Here is a 25,213-nt window from a genome sequence, read left to right on the forward strand (position 1 = left end):
ATGGCACGATATAGAGGACCTGTTGAAAAATTAGAGCGAAGATTTGGTGTTTCACTTGCATTGAAGGGTGAAAGAAGGTTGGCTGGCAAGAGTGCGCTTGAAAAGCGACCATATGCACCTGGTCAGCACGGACAAAGACGAGGGAAGATTTCTGAATATGGCTTACAATTGCGAGAGAAGCAAAAGGCTAAGGTGATGTATGGTGTCTCCGAGAAGCAATTTCGCTCCATCTTTGTTGAAGCAAATAGGCAAGAGGGTAACACGGGGGAGAATTTGATTAGACTGATTGAGTGTCGGCTCGACAATGTTGTGTATCGTATGGGGTTTGCTACTACTAGACGCTTTGCTAGGCAGCTTGTTACACACGGGCATATTTTAGTTGATGGCAAGAGGCTTGATATTCCATCTTATTTTGTGAAGCCGGGTCAAAAGATCGAAGTGGTAGAAAAGACTAAAAATAATCCACAAGTGTCTGCTGCGCTTGATCTTACGGCGCAGGTTGGGATTGTGCCTTGGGTGGATATAGATAAAGATAAGCGATTCGGTATTTTTACACGCTACCCACAGCGAGAAGAAGTTGTTATTCCTATTGAAGAACGCTTGATAGTTGAATTGTATTCTAAATAATAGATTAGGCAGGTGATTTATGGATATTTTTAGAACTATTCCTTACATTCCTAATGAGATTAAGATAGAGGATATTGGTGAAAATCGCATTCGCGTGAGTGTGTGGCCATTTGAGCCTAGAAGTGCCATTACATTTGCACATCCTTTGAGACGCTTGCTTTATTCTTGCACGCCCGGTTATGCACCTGTTATGTTGCATATTGATGGCGTGGCTCACGAGTTTGATTCTGTGCGTGGTATTACAGAAGATGTTACTCCTTTTATCGTTAATCTTAAGAGTATCTATTTTGCAGGAAAGGGTCCAGAAGTTAAGGACACAATTCGTGTTAATTATGAATTTACCGGTCCTATGGAGCTTCGTGGTGCAAATTTGGTAAATGATGAAGTGGATGTGGTCAATAAAGATGCCTATCTTGCTACAATTAACGAGGATGCGAAATTTAGCTTTTCTCTTGTCATTAAGCGTTCCATTGACTTTATGCCTAGCGAGTTAGTAAGAAAAGATAAGGATTTCACAGGGGAGGTTGGGCTTATACCTCTTGATGCATTTTTTAGCCCTGTAAAGGAAGCTGTATATAGGATTGAAGATGTGCTTGTGGAAGATAATCCTAATTTTGAAAAGATTGTGTTTGAGATAGAGACAAATGGGCAGGTTGCACCGATTGATGCTTTTAAGAATGCTGTGGCTGTAGCACAAACTCAGCTTAATATATTTGGGGAAGATGTAGCGGTTTTGAGCCCAGATTCTGGAAATGCTGCGGAAGATGTTGTGGATATAAAGAATCTTCTTGTCAAAATTGATACACTCAATCTTAGCACGCGCTGCTTTCATTGCCTAGATAAAATTGGTATTCAATATATTGGTGAGCTTGTGATGATGAGCGAAAATGATTTGAAGAATATTAAAAATATGGGTAAGAAATCTTTTGATGAGATTGCTGAGAAATTAAGCTCATTTGGCTATCCCATAGGGACATCTTTGAGCACAGAAGTGCTTGAAGCTTTTAATAAAAAAATTGGTCGATCAAAGTAACCTATCGTAGCTAAGGAGTATGAATGAGACATAGACACGGATATAGAAAGCTTGGCAGAACAAGCTCACACAGAAAAGCACTATTGAAGAATCTTGCTATTGCGTTGATTGATAATGGCAAGATAGAGACTAGTGTCTTTAAGGCAAAAGAATTGCAAACTTATATAGAGCGTCTTGTTACGACTGCTAGGGTTGGCGATTTTAATGCACATCGTTTGGTATTTGCATATTTGCAAAATAAAGGTGCGACAAAGAAGCTAGTAGCCGAAATTGCTCCAAAGTATAAAGAACGCAAAGGTGGATACACTCGCATACAAAGAACGCGGACAAGAAGAGGCGATGCTTCGCAGATGGCTTTTATCGAGTTTGTTGAGTAGGCACTGGAGGTATGCACCTTTGCTTTTGATGGTGGTGTGTATTAAAGAGACTAGGAATGGCATAGTGCCTATACAGGTAGCGGCGTGAATTACTCTCCTATTCACCCAAGTAGTGCAGAGCCCGTCTGCTCTGCAAATGTTATAGCATTGTTAGAAAATACCCCAGATATACAGATCATTGATATACGAGAGTCTAACGATTATGCTGTAGATCATATAGACAATGCTAGGAATTTTCCTATGCAAGACTTTGCTAGCTTATCACAAGAGATTTTAGCCCACCCGCAGGCAGCATACTTACTTCATTGTTATAGTGGCTATACAGTCTCTGTGTATGGCTCTTATCTTGTGGAGATGGGCGCAAAGAATGTGTATTATTTTGACGAGAGTTTTTATGAGCTTAAACAAGCGTTACAAAACCACCATAAGCAAGAGTAATGACACATATGCAATCGCCTACAGATCCAGCACAGCAAGTAACCCCCGCGCAAGATACCATTATGCAAACTATTATTATAGTGGGCTATGGTGCTATGGCAAGGGCTATTACTTATGGTTTGAGCTGTATAGGCAAATACCACTTAGAGATGTGTGGCAGAGATGTATCAAAAGCCCAAATGCTTATCAATGAGTTTGCGCTAAAGAATGCCACAGCCATCGCACTAGAATCTAACTCTAGTAGTCAGTGCGATAGCAGCCATAATACTCTAGAATCCACACAGAGTAACGCTCTCTCTATCGATATCCAAGATAAAATCGTGTTTTTGTGTGTGAAGCCCTATGGGCTAAGTAGTTTTCACTATGTTGGACGGGCTAAAGCTGTGTATAGTGTGCTTGCTGGCGTGAGTGTCGCTACATTACAAAGCCACATAAGCGCGCAAGCATATATCCGCCTTATGCCAAATGTCGCTGCTAGCCAGCTAGATAGTGCGACTGCGGCTTTTTGTGTCAATGCCGATATGAAGCAAGCGCAAGAGATTTGCGAGAGTTTTGGCAGCGTGGTGTTTGTAGAAGATGAGAAGCTCATTGATGCTAGCATCGCTACAAGCGGTAGCTCGCCTGCGTTTCTCGCGCTTATCGCCCAAGCGTTGGTGGATTCTGGGGTGCGCGCAGGGCTGAAAAGGGAGGATTCTTTTAAGCTTGTGGCACAGACTCTCCAAGGCGTTGGCTCGCTAATGTATCTTGAAAATCGCACCCCTCAAGAGATTATTGATATGGTAACCACACCGGGAGGGACGACCATTGAAGGGCTAGCCGTGCTAGAATCTAGCGGCGTGCGTGGCGCGATTATGCGCGCTTGCCAAGCAAGTGTCTCTAAAGCCGCTAGCGCGCAAGTGGCTTTAGATAGCCCAAGTAAAGAATCCCAATGAGCTATGTCTCTATGCTTCGCGCTATGCTCACAAGGCGCGATAAAGTTATCTTGCTTTGTCTTTTTATCGCTACGATATTTTTCTCCGTGATGGAGACTATTAGCATTAGTATTATTATGCCCTATATTACTTTTGCCTCCAATCCTGACTTAATCTTCGCTCAAGATATTACAAAGCAGATTTATGAGCTTTTAGAGTGTAGCTCATCGCTGCAGTTTATGGTGTTTTTCAGCGTGATTTTGATCGCATTCTATCTATTTAGAATTGTGTATGGCGTGGCGTATAATTACGCGCTAAATCGCTTCGCATTCCGCAAATACCATTTCTTCGCCTATCGGCTCTTTTGCAAGGCAGTGGATTTAAACTATGCTGATTTCACGCGCAAAAAGACCGATACCATTCGCCACTCTATTACAGATTCCGCGCTTAAGGCGTCTTTTTATGTGCAGTATTGGCTGCAGATGTTTGCTGAGATTTTTACGATCGTGCTGATGTATGGGCTACTGCTGCTAACTAGCTGGAAGATGACATTGGTGCTAAGTGTGATTCTAGGTGTGCAGGTGCTGCTTATTACGCGATTTATCGGCGGCAAGATTAAAAAAATGGGCACGATACGCAACGCTATGGATATGCGCTTCCACGAGATTATTTCTAAAACTTTTGGGAATTTTAAGATCATCAAGCTCAAGGGCAATCAAGAAGATGTGCAAAAAGAGTTTGAGAGTGCTAGCCACACGCGCATTGGTGCAGAGATTCTCGCGCAAACCCTTCTACCTACACCTAAGCTCATTTTAGAGACGATAGGATTTAGCGTGCTTATTGCTAGTGTGGTGTATATTTTAGTGCGTTATGATTCTGCTGCGGCGGTGTTGCCGATCATTTCTATGTATGCACTTGCGTTATATAGGATTCTACCTGCGGTAACAAAGATTTTGCAAAACTACAATATGATGGGGTTTTATGGTATAGCTGTGCAGCAGGTCTATGAGGATTTGCTCTATCATACAGACTATGAAGATAATGCACCTTGTCATTTTGCAAGGAGTATTGAGCTGCGCGGTATTGAGTTTGGCTACCAGCCTAATAAGCCCATTATTAAAGACTTTAATCTCATAATCAACAAGGGAGAAAAGGTAGCATTTTGTGGGGAGAGTGGCGCGGGCAAAAGCACTTTGGTGGATTTGATTATTGGTATCTATAAGCCCCAAAAGGGCGAGATTCTAATCGATGGAGTAAAAATCGATAACCACAATCTCCGCAGCTGGCGCAAGAAAATAGGCTATATCCCACAGACAATTTATCTCTTTGACGGAAGTGTCGCGGAGAATGTAGCCTTTGGTAGCGAGCTTGATGAGCGCAGAGTGATTCAAGCGTGCAAAAAAGCAAATATTTATGACTTTTTATGTGAGCACGATGGCATTGATACGCGCGTGGGCGAGGGTGGGATTTTGCTAAGTGGGGGGCAGAAGCAGCGCATAGGCATTGCGCGCGCGATTTATGATGACCCAGAAATCTTAGTCCTAGATGAAGCGACAAGTGCGCTAGACTCCAAAACAGAAGCTAGAATTATGGAAGAGATTTATGGCGTAGCGCAGGATAAGACTCTGCTAGTCATCGCTCACAGGCTTAATACCATTGAGCATTGCGAGCGCAAAATAGAGCTAAAGAGATCCTAGAGTGCATAAAATAACCACAAAGGAGAGAGTATGCTAACACTACGCAAAGCAAATGAGCGGGGGCATTTTAATCACGGCTGGCTTGATACCTATCATAGCTTTTCGTTTGCAGGGTATTATGATGAAAGGTTTATGGGTTTTAGCGCGTTGCGCGTCATCAATGAGGACAGAGTAGAGCCAAGCCAAGGCTTTGGGACGCACTCGCATAAGGATATGGAGATCTTAACTTATGTGCTAAGTGGGAGCATCGCGCATAAAGATAGTATGGGCAATGAAGAGCGAGTGCCAAGTGGAGAGTTTCAAATAATGAGTGCGGGCAGTGGCATTACACATTCGGAGTTTAATCTTTTGAGTGAGCCATTGCATTTTTATCAAATTTGGATTATGCCAAATGAGCTAGGCATTACCCCACGATATGAGCAAAAGGCATTTGACATAAACAAGGGTAAAACACTTATTCTCTCCCCAAACGCGCAGCAAGATTCACTCAAAGTGTATCAAGATATGCGTTTGTGGCTGTATAGGGATATTACAAATGAGACTTTTAGCTTTGAAAGTGGTCGCAAGGCATATATCCAAGTGGTGCGTGGCAAACTAGAGATAGAATCTAGCCAAACTAAGCCCTTTGTCATAGAAACAAGCGATGGCGTGATGTGCTGTGCTGAATCTAGCTTCAATCTTAAAGGCTTAGATTCTAGCAATGAAGTGCTGATTTTTGATTTGCCTTAGGCGTATGGCGTATAAAGGGGCGTGATGTCTGCAATGCTTACAATCTCACATTTGCATAAGTTTTATGGCGATCATCTTGTGCTAGATGATATTAGCCTAGAGCTGCACAAGGGGTCGGTGCTGACACTTCTAGGACCTAGTGGCTGTGGCAAATCCACTCTTTTGCGCTGCATTAACGGGCTAGAATCTACGCAAAAAGGTGAGATCTACCTAGAATCTAAGCAGATCAATACCAAGCACACAGATTTTACAAAGGTGCGCCAAGACATTGGTATGGTGTTTCAAAACTACGAGCTATTCCCGCATTTAAATGTGGAGGAAAACATTATGCTAGGACCGCTAAAAGTCCAAAAACGCGCACGAGATGAAGTGCTAGAGCAAGCTCATAGCCTGCTAAAGCGTGTAGGGCTAGAATCTAAATCAAAAGCCTACCCCAAAGCCCTAAGTGGAGGGCAGAAGCAGCGCGTGGCAATCGTGCGCGCTCTTTGTATGAATCCAAAGCTTATGCTCTTTGATGAAGTAACCGCCTCGCTTGATCCAGAAATGGTAAGAGAGGTGCTTGATGTGATTTTAGAGCTTGCAGATTCTGGTATGACGATGATGATTGTAACCCACGAAATGGGCTTTGCAAAGGCTGTGAGCGATAGGATTGTGTTTTTGGATTCTGGTAAAATTGTGCAAGAAAGCACGCCGAGCGAGTTTTTTACCAATCCTGCTACCGAGCGCGCACGCAAGTTTCTCCATACTTTTGACTTTAAGCGCAAGTCGCACTAGTGGCGACACTTACAGGGCTCTAGTAATATTTACCAAATTTCGCTAGAATCCGCTTTGCCTTTATGGCAGTAGTGTAGCTTATCCCCTCCAAAGCTACACTACTTAGGCTACTGCACCCCCTCCAGCAGTAGCCTTTCTACTCCTTATCCTTTAATCCATTATTTAAACTATTTTTGCTAGGATACCGCAAGAGCTATCCAAAGGAACACTATGCTAGAAATCTTAATGATAGAAGATGATGTAGAGCTTGCAGAAATTTTGAGCGAATATCTCTCCAAGCACGATATCAATGTAACAAGCTATGATGAGCCATATACGGGTATGAGTGCGATCAATGCTAAGCATTTTGACTTGCTTTTGCTTGATTTGACTTTGCCTAATCTTGATGGACTTGAAGTGTGCAAGCGCGTAGCCAAGCAAAAAAATATCCCCATAATCATCTCTTCAGCTCGCAGCGATGTCGATGATAAAGTGCGCGCACTTGAGAGTGGTGCTGATGACTATCTGCCAAAGCCCTATGACCCCAAGGAGCTTCTCGCTAGAATCCAGTCGCTTCTGCGCCGCTACAAAAGCCAAACCCCAAAAGATGATGCAGAAGCAAGCCCGACTTTCCGTATTGATAAAAATAGCCGAGAAATCTACTTCCACGATAAAAAGCTTAGCCTTACTCGCGCGGAATACGAGATTTTGACACTACTTATTAGCAAGAAGGGTAATGTTTTCACACGAGAAGCAATCGCCATAGAATCTGAATCCATCAACCCAGAGAGCTCTAATAAAAGCATTGATGTGATCATTGGGCGATTGCGCGCGAAAATTGAAGATGACCCCAAAAAGCCAAAGCATATCATCTCTGTGCGGGGCGTGGGCTATAAGCTTGAGTTCTAATCTCCTAAACCACTCTCTCTAACAATAATGAAGCATTCCATATTTTTCAAAATTTCTATGTTGTTTTTGTTTGCTATGGGGAGCTTTTTTGCCTTTTCTTTCTACTTCTTAAAATTTCAAGTTGAGCGATATGACAATACAAATGAAAAGGAAAAATACGAGAAAATCAGCATTGTATTCAACCGCATAATTTCCCAAGAAAACAACCTTGAGACCATACAAAACTATCTTAAAGAAGTGGGCTTCATACAAATCAACGATAATCGCTTGCGTCAAGCCATTATCCAGTCAATCCCCATTCCCTACGATACTCCGGGGATATTTTTGCGCTCTGTGGAAGTGCAAGATGACTTGTTTATCCTTGTGGTAAGCGATGGAGAAGTGTATTTGTATAAGGACTCTATGAGAGGTCTTTATGTCAATTACTACCTTATCCTTTTAATAGGCTCGGTGATTTTGATCCTACTTTTCGCGCTAGTGATACGCTCGCTCCTGCCGATGATTTATCTACGCAGGCAGATTAGGAAATTTGCCAAGGGCGATGTGCGGGTAGATTGTAGAATCCCACAAAAAGATGAGATAGGTGAGCTTGCAAGTGAGTTTCATAAGGCGATCAATCGTATCAATGCGCTTAATAACTCGCGCACACTCTTTTTGCGCTCTATTATGCACGAGTTAAAAACCCCCATCACCAAGGGCAGAATCACAGCAGAAATGGTTGAGAACCCCACGCATAAGCAGCGGCTAATCTCGGCATTTGATCGGCTTAATTTCTTAATTGATGAGTTTGCCAAAATCGAGCAGCTCTCCTCACATAACTACAACCTACAAAAAAGTGAATTTATCGTGCAAGAGCTTATCGCTCACATAGAGAAAATGCTCCTAATTGATAAGCTAGAATCTAGCCCCATTGCTAACCACTGCCCCAATGATTTGATAAAGGCAGATTTTGAGCTCTTTGCAATGTCGGTGAAAAACTTAATTGATAATGCCATTAAATACAGCACAGATGGTAGAGTTTCCCTAGAATCTGATGGGCGCAATCTTATCATTTCTAATTATGGCGCGCCGCTTACAATGCCCTTTGAAGATTATTGCAAACCCTACTTTAAGGACTCTACCAAGCCTAGCTCGCAGGGCTTTGGACTTGGAATGTATATCATCAAAAACACCCTTGATGCGCAAAATTTCAATATCACTTACACACATAGCGATGGGGTCAATAGCTTTACTATTGAAGGCTGCATTATTGAGAGCTCCTGCCCACTGCCTATCCCAGATATAACAGCCTAGCCACATAAGCCACTTTAAAGCTAGAATCTAGCTAGCAGATTCCTAGAGTCCCATACTTTAAGCCACACTTGGATAATTTCCCTTATAATTCCGCAAGCAAATCATTGCCATATTATAGAATCTAAGGATACATACTATGCCTAGCTCCACATATACCCCCATAGAATCCTCCACTTGCAGCACCAAGCCAAAAGCCCTAGAATCCAGCCAAGCGCAGTCTCTTTGGCGTGAGAAATGCGCGGTCGTGGGCGTGTATAACGCGCCAAATGCCAATGTCCTAGCCTACTATGGACTCTTTGCTATGCAGCACAGAGGGCAAGAAGCCAGTGGCATCGCCACTAGCAACACCCAAAAAATCGCAATCTATAAGAAAAATGGGCTTGTAACCCAAGTCTTTGAGCCAGAGATTTTGGCAAATCTCGTGGGATTCTCCGCTATCGGGCATAATCGCTACTCCACCGCAGGCGAAGAGAGTATCAATGAGTGTCAGCCTATTTTTGCGCGCTATTCCCTTGGCGAAATCGCTATCGCCCACAATGGCAATCTCACCAACGCCAACACCATACGAGAATCACTCACCAAAGAAGGCTCAATCTTCCAAAGCTACCTTGATACAGAAGTGCTAATCCACCTAATCGCCAAATCCCAAAAATCCACGCTAAGTGAGCGCATTATAGAATCCATCTGTCAAATCGATGGCGCATTTGCCCTAGTGATTCTCTCTCGCACCAAGATGTTTGCCATACGCGATCCTTATGGCTTGCGCCCTTTAAGCCTAGGCATAATCGAAAATGACGATGGCACGCAGGGCTACATTGTGGCAAGCGAGACAAGTGCTTTTGATCTAGTGGGGGCGCGGTTTGTGCGCGATGTGGAGCCCGGAGAAATGCTAGTCTTTGACAAGCAAGCCACAAATCCCACCTACAAATCCTACCGCTACAAAGCTCCCACGCCCTTTCCTTGCGTGTTTGAGTATGTGTATTTCTCGCGCCCTGATAGCGTGGTATTCTCGCGCAATGTCTATGAAGTGCGTAAAAATCTAGGCAAGCAGCTAGCAAGAGAGCATACACTAAAGGCTGATATGGTGATCCCTGTGCCAGACTCTGGTGTGGCGGCAGCTCTAGGCTATGCGAAAGAGAGTGGCATAGACTTTGAGCTAGGCATTATCCGCAATCACTATGTCGGGCGGACATTTATCGAGCCAACGCAGCAAGCAAGAGAGCTAAAAGTCAAGCTTAAGCTTAATCCCATAGCAGGGCTTATTAAAGACAAAGATATTATTGTCATCGATGACTCTGTGGTGAGAGGGACTACAAGTAAGCAGATTATTAAAATCCTGCGCCAAGCAGGTGCTCGTAAAATCTACTTGCTAGTCTCTGCTCCGCCTACGATCGCTCCTTGCTACTATGGTGTGGATACGCCAGAGAAGGAGCAGCTAATTTGCGCAAGCCATAGTTTAAAAGAAGTGCAGAGCTTCATAGGCGCGGATTATCTAGGGTTTTTATCACTAGAGGGCTTAAGAAAGAGCATAGAATCTAGCGCGCCAATCACCCAAGCGCAAGAGAAGCTCTCCTACTGCCAAGCGTGCTTTGATGGCTGTTATGTGGATTCTATCCATAAGTGATGAGAGAGCTGCTAACACTTGGGCGATACTTCCAAGCGCGCTTTGGGCAGCGCGTGCGTAAAATCCCCATAACCTTACAAGGCTTCACCTGCCCTAATATCGATGGCACGCTGGCTAAAGGTGGCTGCATTTACTGCTGCAATGAGAGCTTCTCGCCAAGTGCCATAAAGGTGCCAAAAGTGGATTCTAGCCCCACTATGCGCCCAAATCTCTCTACAAACCCCTTGCTTCCTAAGCAGCTAAGCCAGCTAGAAGAGCAGTTTCTCTGGCATACAGAATTCCACAAGCGCAAATTTGGTGTGCAAAAATATATGGTGTATTTCCAGTCCTACACCAACACTTACGCGCCTTTAGAGACACTGCGCACGCTTTTTAGCAAGGCTTTGAGCTTTGCTAATGTCGTGGGGCTAAGTATCGGCACGCGTGTGGATTGTGTGGATTCTAGGGTGCTTGCAATGCTAGGGGAGTTTGTCAAAAGTGGCGCGGAGATCTGGCTGGAGTATGGGGTGCAATCAGTCTTTGATGAGACGCTAAAAAGAATCAACCGCGCCCACACAACTCAAGGGATTAAAGAGCTTTTTGCTGCAACAAGAGCAAGTGGGGTTAAGGTGTGTGCGCATCTCATCTATGGGCTACCGGGCGAAGATAGCGAGATGATGCTGCACTCTTTGCAAAAGGTGCTTGAGTGGGGGATTGATGGCATTAAAATCCACCCGCTCTATGTCATCGCAGGCACACCGCTAGCGCGTATGTATCACGCGCGCACCTATGTTCCAATCGACTTAGAATCTTATGCTGATTTAATCATCAAATCTATCCAAATGCTCCCGCCTGAAGTGGTGATCCACCGCATTAGTGCTAGTGCGCACGAGGAGAGCTTGCTAGCACCCAAATGGTGCTTTGACAAAAATATCCAAATGCGACTTTTGCGCGAGAGATTGCTAGAAATTGGGGTGGTGTATTGATGCGTGCTGGGCAGGAGATAGTGGTTATCGCACTTGGTGGGACGATTTTGGGCAGGGGCAAAAGGGGTTGTGAAGGCTATGTGAGTGGGGCAATGGGCGTGGAGAGCTTGACTAAGGAGCTGTGTGTAACGCTAGGGCTCAAGCGTGCCGAGCTAGAGCAAAGGCTTGGCGCGAAAATCACGCTATTAAGCCTAGCGAGCATTGATAGCGCGGAGATAGATTCTAGGATTTTACTAGAGCTTGCAAGAGCAGTGCAAAAGGCTCTGCAAAACAAGCGTGTATGTGGGGTAGTCGTGCTACAAGGCACAGATACTTTAGAAGAAAGCAGCTTTTTTCTCCACCTGCTAAGCACTAGCAAAAAGCCCATTATTTTTAGCGCGGCTATGCGCCCAAATAGCGCGCTAGGCAGTGATGGAGTGCGCAATTTCTACCACGCACTCATACTTGCCGCTTGCCCAAAATCAGCGAAAAATGGCGTGCTTATTGCGCTAAATGACCTAATCTTAAGCGCGCGCGATGTGATAAAGTCCCACACTCTAGCAGTCAATGCCTTTGAATGCGGCTACATAGGCTATATGCTAGAGCATACGCCGCAGTTTCTCTATAAGCTTAGGCAAATCCACACTTATAAGACACCATTTTCTTTAGAGCAGCTTTGTGCTCCACTGCCTAAAGTCGCCATACTTTATGGGTATCAGGGCGATTGCGTGGGCGATTTTGCTCAAGTGCTTAAGGGAGAGTATAAAGGCGTGGTGTATGCGGGGCTTGGAGCTGGGAATTGCAGTGCTAGAGCTTTGCAGGCTTTAAGCGATCTTAGCGAAAAAATCCCTGTTGTCATAAGTAGTAGAATCCAGCAAGGCGCAGTATCTGGGGCTGTGGCTAGGAGGTTTATCACTGCTGGTAATATAAGTGCGCCAAAGGCTAGAATCTTACTTCAGCTAGCCCTAGCACATAGCTTTACTCACAAAGAAATTGCGCAAATCTTTAGGCAAATATAAGTGCGCTTAAGGCAGGTTTAATACTCTGCTTCAAGCAGCCCGCAAATAATGTGGATCACAAGAATATGCGCTTCTTGGATTCTAGGTGTGTTATCACTTGGGATTACTAGATTCTGGCTTAGCTCATTCATCTTGCCCCCACCTTTGCCACTTAGCCCCACGCAGTAGCAGCCAAGCTTTTGCCCTACTTCAAAGGCTCTAAGCACATTAGCAGAATTCCCACTTGTGCTAATGCCAAAGAGCGCATCCCCTTTGTGCGCAAGTGCTTCTACTTGGCGAGAAAACACAAACTCAAACCCATAGTCATTGCCAATGGCAGTGAGTGCGGAAGTATCTGTGGTGATAGAAATCCCTGCTAGGGCTTTGCGCTCCTTTTTATATCGCCCACTAAGCTCCGCGGCAAAATGCTGGGCATCTGCTGCGCTGCCACCATTGCCAAAGGCGATGATCTTCCCGCCAGAATCTAGCACAGCCTTAAGCTTTTTGGCGACTTGCTCAATGTGGGCTTTGAGCGTTAGCGTGGCTTGTAGTGTAGCGATACTCTCACTTATTTCGTTATGGATAAAGCTTTGCATTGTTACTCCTTGTGTGATGGTGTGTGTGAGCGGATTTTGTCAATAATGCTTGTGCTAGATCTGCCCTGCACAAATTCTATGAGCTTGACTTCTTTAGCAAACGCACTGCCTACTACTTCCTTGCCTGCATAATCCGCGCCCTTTACAAGCACAGCAGGCTTAATGAGCTTAATAAGCTCTAAAGGCGTGTCTTCTTCAAAGATTATGACAAAATCCACGCACTCTAGCGCAGCTAGCACGGCAGCGCGATCTTCTTGGGGGATTATGGGGCGGCTCTCGCCTTTTAGCCTTTTTACCGAGCTATCGCTGTTAAGCCCTACAATGAGCAAATCCCCAAGCTCTCTTGCCTTTTGCAAGTAGGAGATATGCCCTGCGTGCAGAATATCAAAGCAGCCATTGGTGAAAATGATTTTTTTCTCTCGTAGGCTTTGTAGCAAGGCTTGCACATCACTTTGTGTGATGATCTTAGAGTCTGTATATGCACCATTATGCAAGAAGCTAATAATCTCACTTAGGCTTGCAGTAGCACTGCCGATTTTGCCTATCACCACCGCCGCAGCGGCATTAGCAAAATCACTTGCTTGATAAATATCAAGCCCACTGCTAAGCCCAAAGGCTAGGGCTGCTATGACTGTGTCTCCTGCGCCTGTTACATCATAGACTTCTTTGGCAATGGTGGGGGACTTCACTAAGCTATCATCGCATAAAATCGCAATCCCATCTTCACTTAGTGTAACAAGACAGATTTTGAGATTACACATAGCTTGGAGCTTCTTCATCGCTACTTTTAAGCTCTCATCATCTTGTATCTGCGTCTGCGTGGCAATGCTTGCTTCAAGCTTATTGGGCGTTAGCAGGGTGGCGTTTTTGTATTTTGTATAATCGCTTCCCTTTGGATCAACAAGCACAGGCTTATGTAAGCTTCTAGCAAGAGTGATGATGCGTTGGGTGAGATTTGTGGTTAGCAAGCCCTTAGCATAATCGCTCAAAATAATTGCATCAAAATTATGCAGTTTGTGGCAAAACAGCTCAAAGAGCTCATCTTCTAGCTGCGTTGTGATAGGGGCAGAGTCTTCTCTATCTACGCGCAAAACTTGCTGGTGGGAGATTAGGATTCTGCTTTTTTGCGTGGTGGGGCGAGGGGTGGGGATAATATAGGAGACATCAATATCTAGTCGATCTAGCTCGCCAATAAGCCACTTGCCTAAATTATCTTCGCCGACAATCCCGCACAAGCTTACTTTCGCTCCAAGCGCGCTAAGATTCGCGCCTACATTGCACGCGCCGCCTAGGCGATTGTTTTCACTTTTGACATTGACCACTTGCACAGGGGCTTCTGGGGAGATTCTATTGCACGATCCCCAGATATAGTGATCTACCATTATGTCCCCTACGACAAGGATTCTAGGTGTTTTGTTGTGCAGTCGTATCATTGCTTATCCTTATGTAGCTTGTAAATGCCTTCAATATAGTCAGCTATGCCATCTTCTAAGCTATAAGCTGGGATATAGCCTAGATCTTGCGTGCTTAGAGTAATGTCTGCTTGGGTGTGTGTTTGGAAAAATGTGTAAGGGTTTTTGATATATTCTAGCGTGAAATCTCCTAAGGGTGCTAGATTCTCGCGCGCACTTAAAGCATTTAGCTCCTTGCGCAAAATGGCAATAATGTCATTAAAGCTGCGGCTAACTCCAAAGCCCACATTATAGACCCCGCCTTTTTGCGCACTCATCGCTAGCACATTTGCCGCTACCACATCATCGATATAGACAAAATCTCTCATTTGCTCGCCAAACTCAAAGAGCTTCACACACTTAGATTCTAGTGCTTGCAAGCCAAGCTGCAAAATCATCGAAGCAGTCTTGCCTTTGTAAAATTCTCTCCTGCCATAGACATTAAAGTAGCGTAGTCCTATGATTGGCGCATTGGGCGAGTCTGCTAGAATCTTGCGCACACTATGATCCATAAGCAGCTTTGAGTAGCCATAGATATTTTCTGGGATCTCGCCAGAGCCTATGGTGTTTGGAGCAGGGGTGTTGCCATAAGTGCCTGCCGAGCTTGCATAAATCATCTTCGCACCCTTTTGCAGCGCGATATGCAAAAGCTCTAAAAATGCGTGGTGATTGGTCTCGATCATTAGCTTTTGATTGCTCGCGGTGGTATCGCTTATGGCAGCTTGGTGGAATACATAGTCAAAATGCAGCTCACGCAAAATCTCTAAGCTTTTGGTAATATCAAGGGCTAGCACATCGCCTTGAAAGCCTAAGAGATTTTTAAAATGTCCTAGTGAAGTGGGATTCCCACTTGGGAAGCACTCTCCATCGCGGAATTTATCTAGCACAATGACGTGCGTATCTTTATGGTGGGCTTGGAAGTAGGCGGCAAGCGCACTGCCGATAAATCCTGCCCCACCGGTGATTAGAATACTCTTGCCAGAGAGATTTGGGAGCAGGTGCTCTGGGATTTTTGGATTAGGGATAGAATCTAGCATTTTACACTCCTATACAGAAAGGATAGTTTGCATACTCTCACAAATCGCCTTGGTGTTTGGGAGTATGTGGAGATTGTCAATGGGGGCGAAGCGTTCTTTGGGGAGTTTGCCTACAAGGAGTTTATGGCGGATCCCGCCTGCTTGCCCTGCTTGCATATCAGTAATTTTATCACCGATAATAAAGCAGTCAGTAAGCTTTATATCATAATCCTTTTTCGCCTGCTCAATCATACCAGCCTTTGGCTTGCGGCACACGCAATCCTCCCCTTCTGTATGCGGACAGAAATAAATACTATCAAAGCCAAAGCCTAGCCTAGTTTTTAGCTCTTTTTGCATATAGGCAGTGATAGTGCGGAAGTCTTCTAGTGTGTAATACCCCCTGCCTATGCCACTTTGATTAGTAACGACAAAGAGCAAGAATCCCTGCTCCTTGCAAAAGCGCAGCGCATCAAAAATCCCCTCGCTAAAGATAAAGTCCTCTTGCTTATATACATAGCCTAAGTCTTTATTGATCACGCCATCTCTATCAAAAAACACCGCCTTTTTCATCACACTCCTTTAATGCCACATTGTAGTAATGCCTGCATAAATATTCCATAAACCAAGTAGCACCATAGCTATAAAGCTTACCCAAAATGCCTGCTTTTTATACGCGCTAAGCGCACTGCCTAGCATACCTAGTCCTAGCATACTAGGCAAGCTCCCTAGCCAGAATACGCTCATCACACATACAGCTCCAAGCACACCACTAAGTCCTAGGATTTGCTCATTAAGCGTATAAAGCGCGAAAAAATACACCAGCCCACAAGGCAGGAGTCCATTGAGCACGCCAATGCCAAAAAAGCTCCATAAAGAGCGTGATTGAAGCAGCGCGCCAAAGCTCCTGCTAAGCCACCTAGAATCCTGTATCCTTGGCTCTAGAGCGCGCAAAACTTTTGGAAAAAAGCCATAGCATATCGCATACACAATTAGCAGCACCCCTACAAATAAGCTTGCAAACTCGCGCCACAAATGATGCAGCGCAAATGCCTTGCCAAGTAGGGCAAATACTACGCCAATGCACACATAGCTACACCATCGCCCTAGGCTATATGCCAAATGCCCCGCCCAGCTAGGGCTTTTGATCTGCGTATAGGCTAGCACAATCCCCCCGCACATTCCCGCGCAATGTCCAAGAGAGAGCGTAAATGCGCTTATAAATACCAAGCTTAAGGGGATTAGAGTGGATTCTACTAGCTCCATCGCTAGAATCTAGCTAGACCATTCTCTTGATTAGATCGCGCCTATCAAGTCCCTTTTTCACGCTTGCTTCAAGCTCTTTGGCTATGGCTGGGTTTTTTTCACTCATATCATCAAGGGCTTGTAGCACTAGGTCAGCTTGGACATTTGGGTGCTTGCTAAGGCAGTAGAGAAAAAATCTCTTTTGTGTCGTGGTCATCTCAAGCTCATCGTAGTGTGCAAAAAGCTTAGCGACAGCTTGGGCTAGCTGCTCATTAGAGCTGGAGGAAAACTCAAGCGGTAGGAGCATTGTCTCAAAGTTGATGATCTCATACTCATCGCTAGAGTCTTTTACAGGAGCTGGCTTACTAAAACGCGCTACCACAATCACACAGGCTAAAATCACAAAGATAAACAAACTTAGATAAAAGAGCAGCTCTTCCATTGCTATACCTTAAACACCCAATTTTTCATAATTTTGGTAGAATTTTAGCTTATTTTTTATCATTTTGCTCGCAAACATTGGGGCTTATTGGGGGGCTTTAACTTGGGCTTCACGCGAGATTTACACTAGGATAGCAAATGACAGCACATCATCTCCCACCAGCTAGAATCCAGCTTTTACAAGAGCTAGCACACACTTATGGCACGCCGCTTTATGTCTATGATATGCCCCAAATTGCGCGTAATTTCACAGCATTTAAGCAAGCCTTTAGTGGTCGCAAATCGCTTATATGCTACGCCTTGAAGGCAAACTCCAACCTTAGCGTTTTGCGCCTTTTGGCTGAGCTTGGTAGCGGGGCGGACTGCGTCTCTATCGGCGAAGTTAGGCGCGCACTTTTAGCTGGAATCCCAGCGTATAAAATCATCTTCTCTGGCGTGGGGAAAAGAGATGATGAGATCAAGCAGGCATTAGAGCTTGGGATTTTGTTTATCAATGTGGAGTCCTTTGAAGAGCTAAAGCGTGTAGAAGCTATCGCTAAAGAGCTAGCACAGGAGCTAGAATCTAAAGAGCAAAAGCTAGAATCTAGCAAAGATTCATTGCAAAAGGCGCGCATTTCTATCCGTGTCAATCCCAATATCGATGCCAAAACCCACCCCTATATCTCCACAGGCTTGCACGAAAATAAATTTGGCGTGGATATGGATAGTGCGAAACAAATGTATCTCTATGCGCATAAATCCGCATTTTTAGAGCCTATTGGAATCCACTTCCACATAGGTAGCCAGCTCACAGAGCTAGAGCCACTCATAGAAGCCTCGCGTAAAATCGCTGATCTCGCACGCTCACTTGTCGCCCTTGGGATCAATCTGCGCTTTTTTGACATCGGTGGGGGGCTTGGAATATGCTATGAAGATGAAAAGCCCATCGATTTATATGCCTATGCGCAGGGGATTCTAAGCACGCTTAGTGGCTGTGATTGGACGATTATATGCGAGCCGGGCAGAAGGATTGTGGGCGATAGTGGGCTACTGCTTACGCGCGTGATTAGCCAAAAGCACACAGAATCTAAGCGGTTTGTTATTGTTGATGCGGGTATGAATGATTTGATGAGACCGGCGTTGTATGGTGCGTTTCATCAGCCTATTGTGCTAGGCTATGGTAGGGATTCGGCTTTGGGTAGTCATTCCGCAGATTTTAGGGATTTGGAGACAACCGCAGACCTCAAGTCTAGCTCTGCCCCCAAATCCCTAAAAAACCACGAAAGCCCCACCGCAAATCCTAGAATCCTAGAAGAAAATCAGGCTTCTTTGTCATTGCGAGCGGTATCCGCGAAGCAATCCACACTAGAATCTAGCGCGCAAGTGGATTCTAGCACCACAACAACTCTAAACGAGCCAACAAAGGATTCTAGGATTTGCGATGAGAAAACAAGGCGCAGCCGCAGTTTCTTTAGTAAATCGGGGCTTTCAAGCGATTGGCAAGGGAGTTACCTTAGTGGAGACCTGCGACAATCGCGCAGAATCGCCGATTTATCGCGCAAAGCCGAATCCTCCAGCGAGCAGCCAATGCCAAAAGCTGACATTGTGGGACCTGTGTGCGAGAGCAGCGATACCTTTTGCAAAAATATCGCTCTGCCTCCTTTGCATAATGGCACGCTGCTAGGCTTTGAAAACGCCGGGGCGTATGGATACTCTATGGCTAGCACTTATAATGCCAGAATGCGCCCAGCAGAAGTGGGGATTTATGCAGATGGGGCGAGATTGATTAAGCCTAGAGAGAGCTTTGAAGCAAGTGTGGCTGATGAGCTAGCTTTGCTAGATTCTAGTAAATAGCCCTGAAGGTATTTTTTGCAAGACATTATTTTGTGAATCTTGCTTTGCAAGCGCGGTAGGCAAAGCCTAAAGGGTTTTTGAGTAGGGCTATGATTTTATCAACTCGCAGCTGCATTGCTTGCAGATCCTTGCTTAGTGCGTGGGCATAGTCTTCTAGGCTTGCAAAGCTAGATTCTAGCTCTATAAGCTGCTTGGCAAAGGGCGTTGTTTTCCGCGCTAGATCCCACCAGATCGCGCGCTCATAGCCAAACATTGGCAAATGTGTAGAATCTAGCGCGAGATAGGGGGAGTCCCAGGGCTTTGGCTCACACACATAGTGGATAATCTTTCTTGCAGCAAAGCTTTGTGCTAGTGGGTTTTTGTAGGAGAGTGCGTTTGCTATGCGGTATTCATAGAATCGATATTGATTATAAAACTGCGTTTGGAGATTCCAGCTTATATCAAGGTAGTGGGCATTCTCTCCTACCACGGCATTAAGCGCATCTTGGTCAAAGTATAGCGCGCAGTAGGTGTTAAGAAACTCTACACATCGCTGCTCGATTCGCTTCTCTCTCCACTTGGGGAGATTTATGAGCATCATTCCAGAATTAAAGTAGATATGCTTTGGGCTAAAGTGATAGGGTGCGCCTGTGGCATCGCGCGCGCTTAAAGGGGACTGCTTGGAGACCACATCTCTTACCACCGCTATAATGGAGTCTTGCATATGATTTGCAAATATCTCTCTCACATCACTTAAAGCTAGCATATCTACATCTAAATATAGGGCTTTTTGCACACTCTCTGGCACAAAACGGGCGAGAAATAGTCGGCTGTAAATCACGCGAGTTTGGTTTTTTGGGGCGTTGATCGTATCTAAAAGCGTGGCGCAATCGTGCGTGCTGATTGTGCAAGGATGTGTGCTATTTAGCAAGGATTCTAGGGCAGGTAGTTTGGCTAGCTCTTGGGGGCTATCTTCATCAAAGCCCCTAGAATCTAGCAGGATATGGAAAGCAAAGGGCGCGCTATTAGTGGCATTGGCGTGGGCTATGATGCTGTGTAGAAGCACGGATAAATATTTGAGGTAGGGGGTGGAAGAGTTGAAAAAGATATGGTGGGCTTCTTGGGAGGATTCGGCTTTGCTTGGTTTGGGCGTTGGCTTTTGCGCGCTTTTGCGGGAGTCTGCGCTGGAGTCTTGGTCATTACCGCTTAGGTAACTCCCTTCACCTCCAGCTTGACAACCCACAAAACGAAGTTTCTTTAGAAAATCATCGCAAAATCCTGCCGCCTGCGACTTGTTTAAATTTTTGGCGTTTTCAAAAGTAGATTCTAGGCTAGGCATTCTCAACCGCTCCTAGCACACATTTTTTACAAATCTCATTGCTTGCAAACTCCCCTCTTTTATGCAATTCCCGTAGCTCTTGCATCTTCCCCCAGAAGCCCTCTATATCTACTCGCCCACTTTGCTTATAAGATTCTAGGATATTGCCTAAAGCTAGCTTCTCCCCCCAAAATGTGCAGCAAGGAAGCACATTGCCCTCAGCAGTGATGACAAGCTGCTTGTAGGGAAAAGAGCAGGAGAAATTATGCTTTTTTGTCGTGGTTTTGGAGAGTATGGACTCTTTCTTTTTGGTAGGTAGCACCATCTCTTGCACGCCAATCATATCTGCCTTATTCTGCCAAAATGCTAGGAAATCTTGCAGCTCAAATTCATTCCTTTGTGTGCGGACAAAATTCACCCGCACAAGCGGTGTTAGGGAGTTTGCTTGCTTTTTGTAGGCTAGAAGAGCTAGGACATTTTCTACCACGCGCTTATAGTCTCCGCCGGGGCGGATAATGTCATAGACTTCTTTAGAGATCGCATCAATGGAGATTTGCAAGCGATCTAGCCCAGATTCTACCAAAGAGCGTATGCGGTTTTCATTCAGCAAAAGCCCATTGCTAGAGAAATACACATCAAGCACCCCAGCCTTTTTGGCATAGGTGATAAAGCGTTCTAAATCCTTGCGCAAAAGCGGCTCGTTTAGGTAGTTTAGCTTGATCGCCTTTAAGCCCTTTGGCACGCCATCATCGATGATTTTGCAAAAGAGCTCATAGGGGAAGTTTAGATGTGATTTTTCTGCATTGCTCTCCATTGATAGTGGGCACATAGGGCAGGCGAGATTGCAAGTAGCATTTAGCTCAAAGTCGATTTGTATGGGGTAGGGGGTGATTATCTCTAGCTTTTGTGCTTTGGCGTAAGTGTCTCGGTAGCTGCGCCAAAGGATAGGGTCATTGATGGCTTGCAGCAGCTCTATTTTCTCCGCCCCTAGAATCCCTGTAAGCTCGCTTGCGTTACGCTGTAGTTCCATACTAGTCCTTTGTGGTTTGTGATTGCCATAGTGCCCAAGGTGCGCTGCCGCTGCTCCATAGCTCTATGAGCTTATTTCTATCGCGCAGGGTGTCCATACACTGCCAGAATCCATAATGCTTATAGGCATAGAGATTGTTAGAAGCGCATAGATTGCGCAAGGGCTCTTGCTCAAAGACACAAGCCTTATCGCTTGAGAGATACTCAAACACACTAGGCTCACAGATGAAAAACCCAGCATTGATCCACCCGCCTTGCGCACTAGAATCTAGCTGCGCTAGATCGCCTTTGGGCTTTTCATAAAATGAGCTAACTCTCTCTCCGCTCTCATCAAAGTGTAGCGCGCCAAATCGCCCTTCAGGCAGCACAGAAGTCATCGTTACTGCGCCTTTGTGCTTCTTGTGGAAATCTAGCAGTGCGTGCAGGTCAATATCGCCTAGCCCATCACCATAAGTTAGGGCGAATCGCTCACCCCCTATATAGTCTCTTGCTTGGTAGATTCTAGAGCCTGTCATATTCTCCTGTCCGGTGTAGAGTATGGTGATTGTCCAAGGCTCGACCTTGCTGCTATGGATTTGCAGGGAGTTTGTAGAGAGATCGATGGTTACATTGCTATATCGCATAGTGTAGCTTGTGAAGTATTCTTTAATAATGTGGGATTTGTAGCCTGTTAAGATGACAAAGTCATTAAACCCATAGAATCCATAGAGTTTCATAATATGCCACAAAATGGGATAGCCGCCGATTTCTACCATAGGTTTTGGCTTGAAGCTTGTCTCTTCAGCAAGCCTTGTCCCAAGCCCACCGGCTAAAATTAGCACTTTCACGCTGCACCTTTCTCTTGCACTTTGGTAAAACTTTGGCGAGATTATAGGGGTAAAAAGTTTTAACCATACTTAATAATTAGGGAATTATTACTTATAAAACTAGAATATATAGTAAATATTACTTTGTTTATTTTTATGCTAAGAGTTTATATGCTTGCAGAAACACCAATGCAAGGTCGCTTATGTCAAGCTCCACACCTAAGCTAGAATCTAGCCAAGCCCCCAAAGCCCCCAAGCAAAAAAGCGGCAAGCAGCTCTTCCAGCGCGATATGGCTGGGATTTTGGGCATTGATACTAAAACGCTCTATAATTGGAAAAAGCATAAGCCAAATCTTTACCGCATTGTTATGCTAGGCTTTAAATTTGACGAGCTGCTAGAGTGTAGCAAGAGAAATTATGCAGAGCTTTTGGAGATAGAAGCGCATCTTACTTAGCGGCATAAGGCTGGTAGATTCTGCTAGATTCTAGCTAGAATCTACTTCGCGCGCGCTTCTAGGGATTTGGCAAGCCGACTTAGCGGGAAGCACATCGCAAAATACCCCACAAGCAACGCGCCATATATGGCAAATGCCGCTGTGGGGATAGAGCGATTTGCTTCTATGATCTGGCGCCCTACTTGCAGCATATCGGCAATACCGATGAAAAGCAGCAGTGAAGTGGTCTTAATCAGCCTTGTAAAAAGATTGATAAGCCCGGGCAAAAGCCGCTTACTCGCAATGGGCAAGATGACAAAGAGCTGCACACTAAGGGGGGAGAGCCCAAGGGATAGGGCAGCTTCTTTTTGGTGTTTATCGACACTTTGCAGTGCCCCCCGCACCAGATCTGCCATCTCAGCACCTCCCCAGAAGCTAAAGACTAGCACCGCCACTGCGATATTTGATAGACTTATATGCAAGAGCTGGGGCAAGCCAAAGTAGCACACATAGAGCAAAGCTAGGATAGGGATCAGCCGCACAGATTCTAGGTAGAGCTTGCAGGCTATGCGCAAAATCCTAGAGCTAGATACCATCATAAGCCCCACAATCGTGCCAATGACAATGGAGCAAGCAATTGAAGCAAGTGCGATAGAGAAGCTAACGCCAATGCCTTGTAGGAGTCTGGTAAGATTGTGGATATTATAGAGCACTTCCATCACACTTCCTTTACACTTTCTTATTTATCGGGCTTATAGTCGCTTGTTTAGGTGGGATTCTAGCGCGCTTGCTGCTAAAGAAATAGGCAAAAGCAGCACGACATACATTAAAAGCAGCATAGCGAGAGCCTCATAAGTTTTCCCATACAAATCAATAATATCCTTACTAATGTATAAAATATCTCCCAATGCCAAAATCCCCACAACAGAAGTTTCCTTGATGAGAAAGATCACATTTGCTGTGATCCCGGGTAGGGCGACTCCAAGCCCTTGGGGTAGCACGACAAAGCGTAGTATATTTAGGCGGGAAAGCCCTATGCTAAGTGCAGATTCTACCTGTGTCTTGCTAATGCTCCCAAGCCCGGCACGGAAGCTCTCGCACATATACCCCCCGCCAAGAAATGCCAGCGCAGTGCTCGCGCAAGTAAAGGCAGAGAGCGTGATACCTACCTTTGGCAAAGCAAAGTAGAGAAAAAAGAGCTGGATAAGTAAGGGTGTATTGCGTGCTACTTCGACATAGCTTGTGATAGCAAAGCGCGTGGCTTGCAAAAGTGCGCGCTTAAGCTTGCCGCTATTAGCTAGCTCACGCTCGCACTCTATAAGCACGCACGCACACAAAAGCCCTATGACAATAGCCAGCGCAATGCCACAAAGTGAGATAGTGATTGTAAGAAGCAGCCCGCTTTTAAACAGCCCAATATGCTGCCAAATAAATGCAAAATCAAGCATTGTGTGCTTGCACGACCTGATAAAGTGCAGAGACTCCATCTATGCAGCTTTGTGGCGTGCAGTCTCTGCGTGCTTTGGCGATAGATTCTACAAGATCCTTTACTTGCGTGGCACTAAAGCGTGTGTGGTCAAACACGACAATGCCAAGCTCATCGCCTGCTTGTAAGAAATACTGCTCATAGCGTGGCATATAGCGAGTAGCACCGATAGAGATAAGTGCTTGGCGTGGGTAGTTTGCTTGCGCTAGAATCTGGGCGAGATCTTCTAGGACACCAAAGTCCTTTTGCGTGTTAAATTTACAGGCGATCCACTCAGTAAGCTTGCCATAAAAGTAGCTATAAGAGCTAAGGGGGCTACACTCGCCATAAGGCATAAACTCTGCGCCTTTATGCGAGATAAAAGAGGCGATTGAGTAGCGGTGGCAAATGCCAGATTCTATGAAAGTATCGATAGGGATTTTTGTGCCAAGTCCTTTGGAGCCAAGGGAGAAGTTTTTCTTTTGCGAGAGCTTTTTGGCATTGCAGTCGTTGCGCACAGAAGTATCATTGCACGCCATAAAAAATTTGGGCACAACGGCTTTGACCAGCCTTTGCGCGCTAGAATCTTCATAGATGATCTCACACTCCAAGGCGACTTCTGGCTCTGCTTGTATGCACATAGCAGAATCTTGCGGCAAGATTATGGCTCTATCATTAAAGCAGTCGCGCCCTAGCGTAGCGGAGCTAGGCACATAAAATGGAAAAATCCCCTTAGGCGCATTGACATCATCACATACAATGTTGGCAAAGTCCTTTGCCTCTCCTGCTTGCTCTAGGTGGTTGGCGAAATTCCCTGCGAGTCCAAAGCCAATTATCGCTTGTTTGTCTGCTTGCATAAATGTCCTTGCGGATAAAATAAACGCGATTCTAGCCAACTTTACACAAAACGCTACTAAGTTTTACAAAATTTCTCGCACAAATGTCCAAATCTACGCATTTATGGTGTTGTGCTTTTGGTGAGAGGGTGTGTAAGCATAGTGTAAAAGTGGATTCTAGTATAAAAGCTCGTTTTGCTTCAACACGATTCTAAGATTTGCGGTGGGGCTGTGTTGAAAAACTAAGAAAGTCGCGGGCGGTAGGATTTTTGAGCTAAAAACGGCGTTTTTCAAGGCTCACAAGGAAATAAGACTAGAGGTCTATTGACGCAGTGAGCCACAAACTCCCTGCTTTATCGCGCAAAGCTGAATCGCCCTAGGCTAGAAAAAGTAATGCCACCTTACAGAAGCATTATGCGTAATCCCCAACTCCC

The 25,213-nt window shown here is 45.2% G+C and carries 27 protein-coding genes and 1 pseudogene; 16 read left to right on the forward strand and 12 right to left on the reverse strand.

Annotated elements, in window-relative coordinates:
* The 13 genes from rpsD (at window position 1) to F4V45_RS06770 (ending at window position 12,354) form a co-directional block, all read left to right on the forward strand.
* A complete protein-coding gene (gene rpsD / locus F4V45_RS06710; protein ID WP_034577790.1) occupies window positions 1–627 on the forward strand; it encodes a 30S ribosomal protein S4 in 627 nt (208 codons plus the stop codon).
* Window positions 628–646: 19 nt separating this feature from the next.
* Window positions 647–1,660, forward strand: coding sequence for a DNA-directed RNA polymerase subunit alpha (locus F4V45_RS06715; RefSeq protein WP_150337603.1), 1,014 nt, complete (start codon window positions 647–649; stop codon window positions 1,658–1,660).
* A gap of 23 nt (window positions 1,661–1,683) precedes the next feature.
* Window positions 1,684–2,037: a 50S ribosomal protein L17 gene (gene rplQ / locus F4V45_RS06720; RefSeq protein ID WP_023930298.1), complete on the forward strand. Its 354-nt coding sequence runs from the start codon at window positions 1,684–1,686 to the stop codon at window positions 2,035–2,037.
* 84 nt (window positions 2,038–2,121) lie between these two features.
* Entirely contained in the window at window positions 2,122–2,475 is a 354-nt protein-coding gene (locus F4V45_RS06725) for a rhodanese-like domain-containing protein (protein WP_150337604.1), read from the forward strand.
* A complete protein-coding gene (locus F4V45_RS06730) occupies window positions 2,475–3,407 on the forward strand; it encodes a pyrroline-5-carboxylate reductase (RefSeq protein WP_150337605.1) in 933 nt (310 codons plus the stop codon). Before F4V45_RS06725 ends, F4V45_RS06730 begins: the two co-directional genes overlap by 1 nt.
* Window positions 3,404–5,083 carry an ABC transporter ATP-binding protein gene (locus F4V45_RS06735; RefSeq protein ID WP_150337606.1) on the forward strand — a complete coding sequence of 560 codons (1,680 nt, stop codon included), beginning with the start codon at window positions 3,404–3,406 and terminating at the stop codon, window positions 5,081–5,083. Before F4V45_RS06730 ends, F4V45_RS06735 begins: the two co-directional genes overlap by 4 nt.
* A gap of 30 nt (window positions 5,084–5,113) precedes the next feature.
* Window positions 5,114–5,812: a pirin family protein gene (locus F4V45_RS06740; protein ID WP_150337607.1), complete on the forward strand. Its 699-nt coding sequence runs from the start codon at window positions 5,114–5,116 to the stop codon at window positions 5,810–5,812.
* 24 nt (window positions 5,813–5,836) lie between these two features.
* Window positions 5,837–6,586: an amino acid ABC transporter ATP-binding protein gene (locus F4V45_RS06745; RefSeq protein WP_210670598.1), complete on the forward strand. Its 750-nt coding sequence runs from the start codon at window positions 5,837–5,839 to the stop codon at window positions 6,584–6,586.
* Between the two features lie 210 nt (window positions 6,587–6,796).
* Complete coding sequence (gene arsR, locus F4V45_RS06750) at window positions 6,797–7,474, forward strand: acid response regulator transcription factor ArsR (RefSeq protein WP_150337608.1); 678 nt, start codon at window positions 6,797–6,799, stop codon at window positions 7,472–7,474.
* A 27-nt stretch (window positions 7,475–7,501) separates the two neighbouring features.
* Window positions 7,502–8,767 carry an ArsS family sensor histidine kinase gene (locus F4V45_RS06755; RefSeq protein ID WP_034577794.1) on the forward strand — a complete coding sequence of 422 codons (1,266 nt, stop codon included), beginning with the start codon at window positions 7,502–7,504 and terminating at the stop codon, window positions 8,765–8,767.
* Window positions 8,768–8,903: 136 nt separating this feature from the next.
* Window positions 8,904–10,391: an amidophosphoribosyltransferase gene (gene purF / locus F4V45_RS06760; RefSeq protein WP_150337609.1), complete on the forward strand. Its 1,488-nt coding sequence runs from the start codon at window positions 8,904–8,906 to the stop codon at window positions 10,389–10,391.
* Complete coding sequence (locus tag F4V45_RS06765) at window positions 10,391–11,356, forward strand: tRNA modification radical SAM protein MnmL/YtqA (protein WP_150337610.1); 966 nt, start codon at window positions 10,391–10,393, stop codon at window positions 11,354–11,356. The genes purF and F4V45_RS06765 overlap by 1 nt, the downstream gene beginning before the upstream one ends.
* Window positions 11,356–12,354, forward strand: coding sequence for an asparaginase (locus tag F4V45_RS06770; protein WP_150337611.1), 999 nt, complete (start codon window positions 11,356–11,358; stop codon window positions 12,352–12,354). The genes F4V45_RS06765 and F4V45_RS06770 overlap by 1 nt, the downstream gene beginning before the upstream one ends.
* 17 nt (window positions 12,355–12,371) lie before the next feature.
* On the opposite strand, the gene F4V45_RS06775 is transcribed toward F4V45_RS06770, so the two are convergent.
* From F4V45_RS06775 to F4V45_RS06800, 6 genes are read right to left on the reverse strand one after another with little or no spacing between them, the layout of a single operon-like run.
* Complete coding sequence (locus F4V45_RS06775; RefSeq protein ID WP_150337612.1) at window positions 12,372–12,929, reverse strand: D-sedoheptulose 7-phosphate isomerase; 558 nt, start codon at window positions 12,927–12,929, stop codon at window positions 12,372–12,374.
* 2 nt (window positions 12,930–12,931) lie between these two features.
* A complete protein-coding gene (rfaE1, locus tag F4V45_RS06780) occupies window positions 12,932–14,362 on the reverse strand; it encodes a D-glycero-beta-D-manno-heptose-7-phosphate kinase (protein WP_150337613.1) in 1,431 nt (476 codons plus the stop codon).
* Window positions 14,359–15,417, reverse strand: coding sequence for an ADP-glyceromanno-heptose 6-epimerase (gene rfaD, locus F4V45_RS06785; RefSeq protein ID WP_150337614.1), 1,059 nt, complete (start codon window positions 15,415–15,417; stop codon window positions 14,359–14,361). The genes rfaE1 and rfaD overlap by 4 nt, the downstream gene beginning before the upstream one ends.
* 9 nt (window positions 15,418–15,426) lie before the next feature.
* The gene (locus F4V45_RS06790; protein ID WP_150337615.1) at window positions 15,427–15,966 is read right to left on the reverse strand and encodes a D-glycero-alpha-D-manno-heptose-1,7-bisphosphate 7-phosphatase; all 540 of its coding nucleotides are present in this window, start codon (window positions 15,964–15,966) and stop codon (window positions 15,427–15,429) included.
* A gap of 9 nt (window positions 15,967–15,975) precedes the next feature.
* Window positions 15,976–16,659: a sulfite exporter TauE/SafE family protein gene (locus tag F4V45_RS06795; protein WP_150337616.1), complete on the reverse strand. Its 684-nt coding sequence runs from the start codon at window positions 16,657–16,659 to the stop codon at window positions 15,976–15,978.
* Between the two features lie 13 nt (window positions 16,660–16,672).
* Window positions 16,673–17,080: a hypothetical protein gene (locus tag F4V45_RS06800; RefSeq protein ID WP_150337617.1), complete on the reverse strand. Its 408-nt coding sequence runs from the start codon at window positions 17,078–17,080 to the stop codon at window positions 16,673–16,675.
* Between the two features lie 137 nt (window positions 17,081–17,217).
* Here F4V45_RS06800 and lysA point away from each other — a divergent pair.
* Both lysA and F4V45_RS10010 read left to right on the forward strand, forming a co-directional pair.
* Window positions 17,218–18,216, forward strand: a pseudogene (lysA, locus tag F4V45_RS06805) (diaminopimelate decarboxylase); the annotation flags it as partial.
* A gap of 225 nt (window positions 18,217–18,441) precedes the next feature.
* The gene (locus F4V45_RS10010; RefSeq protein WP_342779762.1) at window positions 18,442–18,912 is read left to right on the forward strand and encodes a hypothetical protein; all 471 of its coding nucleotides are present in this window, start codon (window positions 18,442–18,444) and stop codon (window positions 18,910–18,912) included.
* A gap of 25 nt (window positions 18,913–18,937) precedes the next feature.
* Here F4V45_RS10010 and F4V45_RS06810 read toward each other — a convergent pair whose 3' ends face one another.
* Genes F4V45_RS06810 through rfbF form a run of 3 tightly spaced genes read right to left on the reverse strand, consistent with a single transcriptional unit; the run spans window position 18,938 to window position 22,065 of the window.
* Window positions 18,938–20,230, reverse strand: coding sequence for a glycosyltransferase family 8 protein (locus F4V45_RS06810; protein WP_210670599.1), 1,293 nt, complete (start codon window positions 20,228–20,230; stop codon window positions 18,938–18,940).
* Window positions 20,223–21,239: a radical SAM/SPASM domain-containing protein gene (locus tag F4V45_RS06815; RefSeq protein ID WP_150337618.1), complete on the reverse strand. Its 1,017-nt coding sequence runs from the start codon at window positions 21,237–21,239 to the stop codon at window positions 20,223–20,225. Before F4V45_RS06815 ends, F4V45_RS06810 begins: the two co-directional genes overlap by 8 nt.
* 1 nt (window position 21,240) lies before the next feature.
* Entirely contained in the window at window positions 21,241–22,065 is an 825-nt protein-coding gene (rfbF, locus tag F4V45_RS06820) for a glucose-1-phosphate cytidylyltransferase (protein WP_150337619.1), read from the reverse strand.
* 269 nt (window positions 22,066–22,334) lie between these two features.
* On the opposite strand from rfbF, the gene F4V45_RS06825 reads away from it, so the two are divergent.
* A complete protein-coding gene (locus tag F4V45_RS06825) occupies window positions 22,335–22,499 on the forward strand; it encodes a transcriptional regulator (protein ID WP_084330996.1) in 165 nt (54 codons plus the stop codon).
* A gap of 41 nt (window positions 22,500–22,540) precedes the next feature.
* Here the strand turns inward: F4V45_RS06825 and F4V45_RS06830 are convergent, their stop codons facing one another.
* From F4V45_RS06830 to F4V45_RS06840, 3 genes are read right to left on the reverse strand one after another with little or no spacing between them, the layout of a single operon-like run.
* The gene (locus F4V45_RS06830; protein ID WP_150337620.1) at window positions 22,541–23,197 is read right to left on the reverse strand and encodes an amino acid ABC transporter permease; all 657 of its coding nucleotides are present in this window, start codon (window positions 23,195–23,197) and stop codon (window positions 22,541–22,543) included.
* Window positions 23,198–23,230: 33 nt separating this feature from the next.
* Window positions 23,231–23,926, reverse strand: coding sequence for an amino acid ABC transporter permease (locus tag F4V45_RS06835; protein WP_150337630.1), 696 nt, complete (start codon window positions 23,924–23,926; stop codon window positions 23,231–23,233).
* The gene (locus F4V45_RS06840; protein WP_210670600.1) at window positions 23,919–24,800 is read right to left on the reverse strand and encodes a DUF5718 family protein; all 882 of its coding nucleotides are present in this window, start codon (window positions 24,798–24,800) and stop codon (window positions 23,919–23,921) included. The genes F4V45_RS06835 and F4V45_RS06840 overlap by 8 nt, the downstream gene beginning before the upstream one ends.
* Window positions 24,801–25,213: the final 413 nt, after the last annotated feature.

The sequence above is a fragment of the Helicobacter canis genome (genome assembly GCF_008693005.1).
Lineage (GTDB): Bacteria > Campylobacterota > Campylobacteria > Campylobacterales > Helicobacteraceae > Helicobacter_B > Helicobacter_B canis.

Bases quoted from the DNA above. Each gene is read 5' to 3' on its own strand.
- F4V45_RS06795 (WP_150337616.1), bottom strand. From the start codon at position 16,659: ATGGAGCTAGTAGAATCCACTCTAATCCCCTTAAGCTTGGTATTTATA.
- arsR (WP_150337608.1), top strand. From the start codon at position 6,797: ATGCTAGAAATCTTAATGATAGAAGATGATGTAGAGCTTGCAGAAATT.
- F4V45_RS06835 (WP_150337630.1), bottom strand. From the start codon at position 23,926: ATGCTTGATTTTGCATTTATTTGGCAGCATATTGGGCTGTTTAAAAGC.
- F4V45_RS06810 (WP_210670599.1), bottom strand. From the start codon at position 20,230: ATGCCTAGCCTAGAATCTACTTTTGAAAACGCCAAAAATTTAAACAAG.
- F4V45_RS06830 (WP_150337620.1), bottom strand. From the start codon at position 23,197: ATGGAAGTGCTCTATAATATCCACAATCTTACCAGACTCCTACAAGGC.
- F4V45_RS06745 (WP_210670598.1), top strand. From the start codon at position 5,837: ATGTCTGCAATGCTTACAATCTCACATTTGCATAAGTTTTATGGCGAT.
- F4V45_RS06715 (WP_150337603.1), top strand. From the start codon at position 647: ATGGATATTTTTAGAACTATTCCTTACATTCCTAATGAGATTAAGATA.
- F4V45_RS06735 (WP_150337606.1), top strand. From the start codon at position 3,404: ATGAGCTATGTCTCTATGCTTCGCGCTATGCTCACAAGGCGCGATAAA.
- F4V45_RS06800 (WP_150337617.1), bottom strand. From the start codon at position 17,080: ATGGAAGAGCTGCTCTTTTATCTAAGTTTGTTTATCTTTGTGATTTTA.
- F4V45_RS06770 (WP_150337611.1), top strand. From the start codon at position 11,356: ATGCGTGCTGGGCAGGAGATAGTGGTTATCGCACTTGGTGGGACGATT.
- F4V45_RS06840 (WP_210670600.1), bottom strand. From the start codon at position 24,800: ATGCAAGCAGACAAACAAGCGATAATTGGCTTTGGACTCGCAGGGAAT.
- F4V45_RS06765 (WP_150337610.1), top strand. From the start codon at position 10,391: ATGAGAGAGCTGCTAACACTTGGGCGATACTTCCAAGCGCGCTTTGGG.
- F4V45_RS06815 (WP_150337618.1), bottom strand. From the start codon at position 21,239: ATGGAACTACAGCGTAACGCAAGCGAGCTTACAGGGATTCTAGGGGCG.
- purF (WP_150337609.1), top strand. From the start codon at position 8,904: ATGCCTAGCTCCACATATACCCCCATAGAATCCTCCACTTGCAGCACC.
- rpsD (WP_034577790.1), top strand. From the start codon at position 1: ATGGCACGATATAGAGGACCTGTTGAAAAATTAGAGCGAAGATTTGGT.
- rplQ (WP_023930298.1), top strand. From the start codon at position 1,684: ATGAGACATAGACACGGATATAGAAAGCTTGGCAGAACAAGCTCACAC.
- rfaE1 (WP_150337613.1), bottom strand. From the start codon at position 14,362: ATGATACGACTGCACAACAAAACACCTAGAATCCTTGTCGTAGGGGAC.
- F4V45_RS06790 (WP_150337615.1), bottom strand. From the start codon at position 15,966: ATGAAAAAGGCGGTGTTTTTTGATAGAGATGGCGTGATCAATAAAGAC.
- F4V45_RS06825 (WP_084330996.1), top strand. From the start codon at position 22,335: ATGGCTGGGATTTTGGGCATTGATACTAAAACGCTCTATAATTGGAAA.
- F4V45_RS06755 (WP_034577794.1), top strand. From the start codon at position 7,502: ATGAAGCATTCCATATTTTTCAAAATTTCTATGTTGTTTTTGTTTGCT.
- F4V45_RS06730 (WP_150337605.1), top strand. From the start codon at position 2,475: ATGACACATATGCAATCGCCTACAGATCCAGCACAGCAAGTAACCCCC.
- F4V45_RS06740 (WP_150337607.1), top strand. From the start codon at position 5,114: ATGCTAACACTACGCAAAGCAAATGAGCGGGGGCATTTTAATCACGGC.
- F4V45_RS06775 (WP_150337612.1), bottom strand. From the start codon at position 12,929: ATGCAAAGCTTTATCCATAACGAAATAAGTGAGAGTATCGCTACACTA.
- rfaD (WP_150337614.1), bottom strand. From the start codon at position 15,417: ATGCTAGATTCTATCCCTAATCCAAAAATCCCAGAGCACCTGCTCCCA.